Source organism: Curtobacterium flaccumfaciens UCD-AKU (genome assembly GCF_000349565.1).
Lineage (GTDB): Bacteria > Actinomycetota > Actinomycetes > Actinomycetales > Microbacteriaceae > Curtobacterium > Curtobacterium poinsettiae.
This window is the reverse complement of record NZ_KB714631.1, coordinates 624277-630288: the sequence shown is the minus strand read 5'-3', so window position 1 is coordinate 630288 and position 6012 is coordinate 624277. Positions and strand designations below refer to the sequence as shown.

Annotated in this window: 7 protein-coding genes; 1 reads left to right on the top strand and 6 read right to left on the bottom strand. The window is 69.9% G+C overall.

All coding sequences use genetic code 11. From position 1 onward, the window contains the following. Window positions 1-182: hypothetical protein (locus tag H489_RS38715; protein ID WP_235045705.1), on the top strand; the 182-nt coding region annotated here is incomplete at its 5' end. 122 nt (window positions 183-304) lie between these two features. On the opposite strand, the gene H489_RS36485 is transcribed toward H489_RS38715, so the two are convergent. The 6 genes from H489_RS36485 to H489_RS36460 form a co-directional block, all read right to left on the bottom strand. Further along, entirely contained in the window at window positions 305-1075 is a 771-nt protein-coding gene (locus tag H489_RS36485; protein WP_017888851.1) for a fumarylacetoacetate hydrolase family protein, read from the bottom strand. A 30-nt stretch (window positions 1076-1105) separates the two neighbouring features. Then, window positions 1106-2215 (bottom strand): branched-chain amino acid aminotransferase, encoded by a 1110-nt coding sequence (locus H489_RS36480; RefSeq protein ID WP_017888850.1) that lies wholly within the window; start codon window positions 2213-2215, stop codon window positions 1106-1108. Window positions 2216-2230: 15 nt separating this feature from the next. Beyond that, window positions 2231-3304 (bottom strand): 3-isopropylmalate dehydrogenase, encoded by a 1074-nt coding sequence (locus H489_RS36475; RefSeq protein ID WP_031260625.1) that lies wholly within the window; start codon window positions 3302-3304, stop codon window positions 2231-2233. 13 nt (window positions 3305-3317) lie between these two features. Continuing rightward, the gene (gene serA / locus H489_RS36470; protein ID WP_017888848.1) at window positions 3318-4907 is read right to left on the bottom strand and encodes a phosphoglycerate dehydrogenase; all 1590 of its coding nucleotides are present in this window, start codon (window positions 4905-4907) and stop codon (window positions 3318-3320) included. 217 nt (window positions 4908-5124) lie between these two features. Next, window positions 5125-5505, bottom strand: a complete 381-nt coding sequence (locus H489_RS36465; protein ID WP_017888847.1) for a hypothetical protein — start codon at window positions 5503-5505, stop codon at window positions 5125-5127. Beyond that, the gene (locus H489_RS36460) at window positions 5502-5966 is read right to left on the bottom strand and encodes a hypothetical protein (RefSeq protein WP_017888846.1); all 465 of its coding nucleotides are present in this window, start codon (window positions 5964-5966) and stop codon (window positions 5502-5504) included. Before H489_RS36460 ends, H489_RS36465 begins: the two co-directional genes overlap by 4 nt. Window positions 5967-6012: the final 46 nt, after the last annotated feature.

Here is a 6012-nt window from a genome sequence, read left to right as displayed (position 1 = left end):
CCAGAGAGGCATTCGTCTTGTACAACACCCGGGCTCACGACCAGAAGGTCATGGATCCGAGGGCTGGTTGCCTGAGCGGGACCCCGTCCGGACTGCATCTCCAGGTGTTCAACCCGGTGATCGTCTCGGCCGTTCCGTTCTCCGCCTCAGCGGCAACGAGTGATTACTTTACGCAGAGGTGAACGGCAGCGCCAAGCCGGGCCACATCCCGGGCGTGTCGGTCATCCCGCCCGGGACGACGGCTCCCCCGACAACGACGGACGGCCCGCTCCCCACCTGGGGAACGGGCCGTCCGAGAGCGTTGTCAGTGCCGAGCGATGACCGGGTTCTTGAGCGTGCCGATGCCGGAGATGGTGACCTCGACGATCTCACCGTCGCGGATCTGGCCGACGCCGGCCGGGGTGCCGGTCAGGATCACGTCGCCGGGCAGGAGGGTCCAGATCGAGGACACGAACTCGACGAGCGAGGGGATGTCGTGCACCATCTCGTTCGTCGACGCCGCCTGTCGCAGGTCACCGTCGACGCGGGTCTCGAGGCGGATGTCCGACGGGTCGATCTCGGTCTCGATCACCGGGCCGAGCGGGCAGAACGTGTCGAAGCCCTTCGATCGGGTCCACTGCCCGTCCCGCGCCTGCAGGTCACGGGCCGTCACGTCGTTGGCGATCGTGTAGCCGAGGATGACGCTCGCGAAGTCCTCGCGCCGGACGTTCTTGGCGAGCGACCCGATCACGATCGCGAGCTCGCCCTCGTGGTCGACGCGGCCGATGTCCGCCGGCAGTCGGATGGGTTCGTCCGGACCGATCACCGAGGTGTTCGGCTTGAGGAACACCACCGGGTCGTCACCGGCACGTTCGTCCATCTCGGAGGCGTGCTCCGAGTAGTTGAGCCCGACGCCGATCACCTTCGACCGCGGGATGACGGGGGCGAGGAGCTTGGCGTCGGCGAGTGCGACGCGCTCCCCCGTGGTCTCGAACCCCTGGTACATCGGGTCCCCGGCGAGCACCACCAGGTGCCGCTCGTCGAGGATTCCGTACCGGGGGTCTTCACCCTTGCTGCTGAACCGTGCGATCTTCACCGTTCGACCCTACCCACGCCTGCCGGTCGATCAGGACGCGTCGGTCAGCTTGGTCATCCACCCGTGCGGGTCGGGACGACGGCCGTACTGGATGTCGGTGAGCTCGTCGCGCAGGGACATCGTGAGTTCCCCGGCCCCCACGGTCGGCGAACCGATCGTGAAGCCCTCGCCCCGGAGTTCGGCGATCGGGGTCACCACGGCGGCGGTACCGCACGCGAAGGCCTCGGTGATGGAGCCGTCGGCGACGCCGTCACGCCACTCGTCGAGCGTCACCCGGCGCTTCTCGACCGTCAGGCCGCGGTCCTCGGCCAGCTGCAGGATCGAGTCACGCGTGATCCCCTCGAGGATGGACTCGGAGTCGGGCGTCACGAGGGTGCCGTCGGAATTGACCAGGACGACGTTCATGCCGCCGAGTTCTTCGAGGTACTTGCCCTCCACCGAGTCGAGGAACATGACCTGCTGGCAGCCGTGCTCGTAGGCCTCTTGCTGGGGCAGCAGCGACGAAGCGTAGTTGCCGCCGGTCTTCGCGGCGCCGGTCCCGCCCTTGCCGGCTCGGGCGTACTGCGTCGACAGCCAGATCGACACCGGCTTCGGGCCCGAGGTGAAGTACGCCCCGGCCGGGCTCGCGATGCAGTGGTACGCCACGGCCTGGGCGGCGCGGACCCCGAGGAACGACTCCGTCGCGATCATGAACGGCCGCAGGTACAGGCTCGTCTCAGGCGCCGAGGGTACCCAGTCGACGTCGGTCTGCACGAGCTGCCGGATCGACTCGACGAACGCCTCGACCGGGAGCTCCGGGAGCGCCAGGCGTCGGGCGGACCGCTGGAAGCGCTTCGCGTTGGCGTCCGGCCGGAACGACCAGACCGAGCCGTCTGCGTGCCGGTATGCCTTGAGCCCCTCGAAGATCTCCTGGGCGTAGTGCAGGACACTCGCGCTCGGGTCGAGGGACAGCGGGCCGTACGGGTGGATCGACGCGCTGTGCCAGCCGTCGTCCAGTGTCCACTCGACCGTGGCCATGTGGTCGGTGAAGTGCTTGCCGAAGCCCGGGTCGGCGAGGATCTGCTCCCGCTCCGCGGCTGCGCGGCGGTCGGCGGACGGGGTGCTGGCGAACTCGAGTCCGAAGGCGGTGTCGGTGCTCATGGGGAGGACTCCTTCTCAGGCGGTGGTGGTGCGTGCCGTGACCGCGGCGGCGATCGCGTCGCCGATCTCGGCCGTGCGACGCGGCGTGGTGCCCCGGTCTGCGAGGTCGGACTCCACCGCAGCCGTCACCGCCGCAGCCAGGTCACCGCGACCGAGGTGGTCGAGCAACAGGGCGACGGAGCGGATCGCGGCAGTGGGGTCGGCCTGCTGCTGGCCTGCGATGTCCGGTGCGGAACCGTGGACCGGCTCGAACATGCTGGGGAAGGTGCCGTCCGGGTTGATGTTGCCCGAGGCCGCCAGACCGATGCCGCCGCTGATCGCGCCGGCCAGGTCGGTGATGATGTCGCCGAACAGGTTGTCGGTGACGATGACGTCGAACCGTGCGGGGTCACGGACCATGTGGATGGTGACCGCGTCCACGTGCTGGTAGTCGACGGTGACATCCGGGTACTCGGCGCCGACAGCCGCGACGGTGCGCTGCCAGAGGGCTCCGGCGTGCACCAGGACGTTGCTCTTGTGGACGAGGGTCAGGTGCCGACGCGGGCGTCGGTCCGCCAACGCGAAGGCGTACCGCACGACCCGCTCGACACCGAAGGCGGTGTTCAACGAGACCTCGGTCGCGATCTCGTGCGGGGTACCGGTCCGGATCGCACCGCCGTTGCCGACGTACGGCCCTTCGGTGCCTTCGCGCACGACCACGAAGTCGACCTCGCCGGGGTCGGCGAGCGGCGTCGGGACGGCCGGGTGCACCGTCGTCGGGCGCAGGTTCACGTAGTGGTCGAACGCGAAGCGGAGCTTGAGGAGGAGCCCCCGCTCGATGATGCCGCCGGCGAGCCGCGGGTCACGCGGGTCGCCGCCGACCGCACCGAGCAGGATCGCGTCGTGCTGCGCGATGGCCGCCATGTCGTCGTCGGTCAGGATGTCCCCGGTCTCCAGGTACCGTGCGGCACCGAGGGAGAACGGGGTCTCCTGCACCACGAGGTCGTCCGGCAGGACCGCGTGCAGGACCTTCAGGGCCTCGGCGACGACCTCGGGGCCGATGCCGTCGCCACGGATGACCGCGAGTCGGATCGTCTGCGCAGTGCTCATGTCCGCCACTCCCCTAGAGCGTGATGTCGATCTCGCGGAGCGAGGACGCGTCGATCGCCGAGCGGACGTGCTCGAGGATCTCGGCAGGGACGGGTGAGTCGACCGTCAGCACGCTCAGCGCCTGGCCGCCCGCGGCTTCGCGCGAGATCTGCATCGCGGCGATGTTGATGCCGGCCTGGCCGAACTCCTTGCCGTAGACCGCGACGATGCCCGGTCGGTCGGTGTACTCCATCACGACGTGGTGCCGGTCGAGCGGCACCTCGACGTCGTGCCCGTTGATCTCGACGAGCTTCTCGACCTGCTTCGGGCCGGTGAGCGTGCCGGACACGCTGATCGCCGGGCCGTCCGACTGCGCGCCGCGGATGGTGAGCACGTTGCGGTACTCGGGGCTGTCGGTCTCGGTGATCAGGCGGACGGTGACCCCGCGCTGCTCCGCGATGAGCGGGGCGTTGACGTAGGAGACCTGGTCGCTCACGACGTCGGTGAAGACACCCTTGAGTGCCGCGAGCTTCAGCACGCTGACGTCGTACTCGGCGAGCTCGCCGTGCACCTCGACGTCGATGCTGGTGACCGGCGAGGTCGCGAGCGCGGTGAAGACCTGGCCGAGCTTCTCGACGAGCGGGATGCCGGGGCGCACGTACGGGTCGATGACCCCGCCGGCGACGTTCACGGCGTCGGGGACGAGCTCGCCGCCGAGGGCGAGACGGACCGACTTGGCGACCGAGACGCCCGCCTTCTCCTGCGCTTCGTCGGTGGAGGCGCCGAGGTGCGGCGTCACGACGACGTTCGGCAGCGCCAGGAGCGGCGAGTCCTTCGGGGGCTCGGCGACGAAGACGTCGAGACCGGCACCGGCGATGGTGTTCGACGTGAGGGCCCGGTGCAGGGCGTCCTCGTCGATCAGGCCGCCGCGGGCAACGTTCACGACGAACGCGGTCGGCTTCATGAGCGCGAACTGGGCGTCCGAGATCATGCCCAGGGTCTCCGGCGTCCGCGGCATGTGGATCGTGGTGAAGTCCGCCCGACGCAGCAGGTCGTCCAGGGAGACGAGCTCGACCCCGAGCTGCTGCGCACGTGCCGTGGTGACGTAGGGGTCGTACGCGATGACCGTCACGCCGAAGGCCTGCAGCCGCTGGGTGATGAGCGCGCCGATGCGGCCGAGGCCGATGATGCCGACGGTCTTCTCGTAGAGCTCGACACCGGTGTACGACGAGCGCTTCCACGCACCGGCGGCCAGCGAGGCGTGAGCGGCCGGGATGTGCCGCGCGAGCGACAGGATGTGTCCGACCGTGAGCTCCGCCGCCGAGATGATGTTCGAGATCGGCGCGTTCACGACCATCACGCCGGCGGTCGTCGCCGCCTTGATGTCGACGTTGTCGAGGCCGACACCGGCACGGGCGACGACCTTGAGGACCGGTGCCGCGGCGATCGCCTCGGCGTCGATCTTGGTGGCGGACCGCACGAGGACGGCGTGCGCGTCGGACAGCGCCGCCAGGAGCGCCGGACGGTCGGTGCCGTCCACGTTCCGGATCTCGAAGTCGGGCCCGAGGGCGTCGACCGTTGCGGGCGAGAGTTCTTCGGCGATCAGGACGACCGGCTTCGACACAGCAGCTGTTTCCTCACTCGAGACGGTTGGTATCCCACCATGCTATCGACGCGGGCCGGTGGTGACGACCGCGGGAGCGGTCCTGTGGAGAACCACACGACGGCCAGGGCCCACGCCGCCGGTTCCGGAGCGCCGCGCCAGCGGCGGTCCGGCCGTGCCGGTGGGGAGAGGCGCGGGGCGGTGCCGCACCGCGCCTCCTGGCCGTCGGCGGGTCGCGTCAGAAGTCCAGCAGCGTCGGGACGAACAGCTGGAGGTCGAGCCAGAGGGCGCCGGCGCCCGCGAAGGCGACCACGAACACCGCGATCGTGACGGGCAGGCTCGAACGCCGGGTGATGACGATCGCCGCGACGAACGCGACCGGCGCGATGAGGATGTCGAGCACGAGCCACAGCCACGGGGTGCTGGTCTGCAGCGAGTCGCCACCGGAGGTCGTCTGGAGGAACGCGTTGAAGGCGTCCACCCGCTGGTTGATCTGCGTGAGGTTGCCGACGGCCTGCACCGTCATGTACGCGAACAGCGCCGCGAACACGACCCAGACCACGAGCTTCGCGACGACGGGAGCGGTGGCCCGACGGGTCGTCGGGACGGCCCCGGTCACCCGAAGCTCCGGGTCAGGAGGAAGGGCCAGGGGAAGAGCACGACGGCACCGAGGAGCATCCAGAGCAGGCGGGTCCTCGTGCGGCTGCTCCGCGCCGCCCAGAGCACCACCGTGAACCAGAGTGCCGGCGCGAGGATCGCGAGGAAGCGGAGCACCTCGACGAAGAGCGTCAGGACCGTGTCGACGCCGGAGACGTACGCGGTCGACGCGGTGAGGAGCCAGGCCACCGTGTAGAGCAGGTAGAGGCCACCGAAGATGCCGAACCCGACGAGTGCACCGGAGGTCTCGGGGGCCTCGGGGTCGCGCACAACCCGGTCGCGGACCGCCACCGGGTTGTGCGCCGCGTCGACGTGCGTGGCGTCGTCGGCGTCACCCCAGCTGAGGGCGGCGTCGTCGGTGTCGACGGCGTTCGGCACGTCCGGGTCGATCGACCCGTCTGGTGGGGATGCTGCCGTGGTCATGCCCCGATTCTACGAGGGACGCGACGTCGGGCGGACCAGCGGGTGT

What these genes read in the sequence shown, in the direction of transcription:
- H489_RS36480 (WP_017888850.1), bottom strand. Translation starts at nt 2,215, where the DNA reads ATGAGCACCGACACCGCCTTCGGACTCGAGTTCGCCAGCACCCCGTCC.
- H489_RS36475 (WP_031260625.1), bottom strand. Translation starts at nt 3,304, where the DNA reads ATGAGCACTGCGCAGACGATCCGACTCGCGGTCATCCGTGGCGACGGC.
- H489_RS36460 (WP_017888846.1), bottom strand. Translation starts at nt 5,966, where the DNA reads ATGACCACGGCAGCATCCCCACCAGACGGGTCGATCGACCCGGACGTG.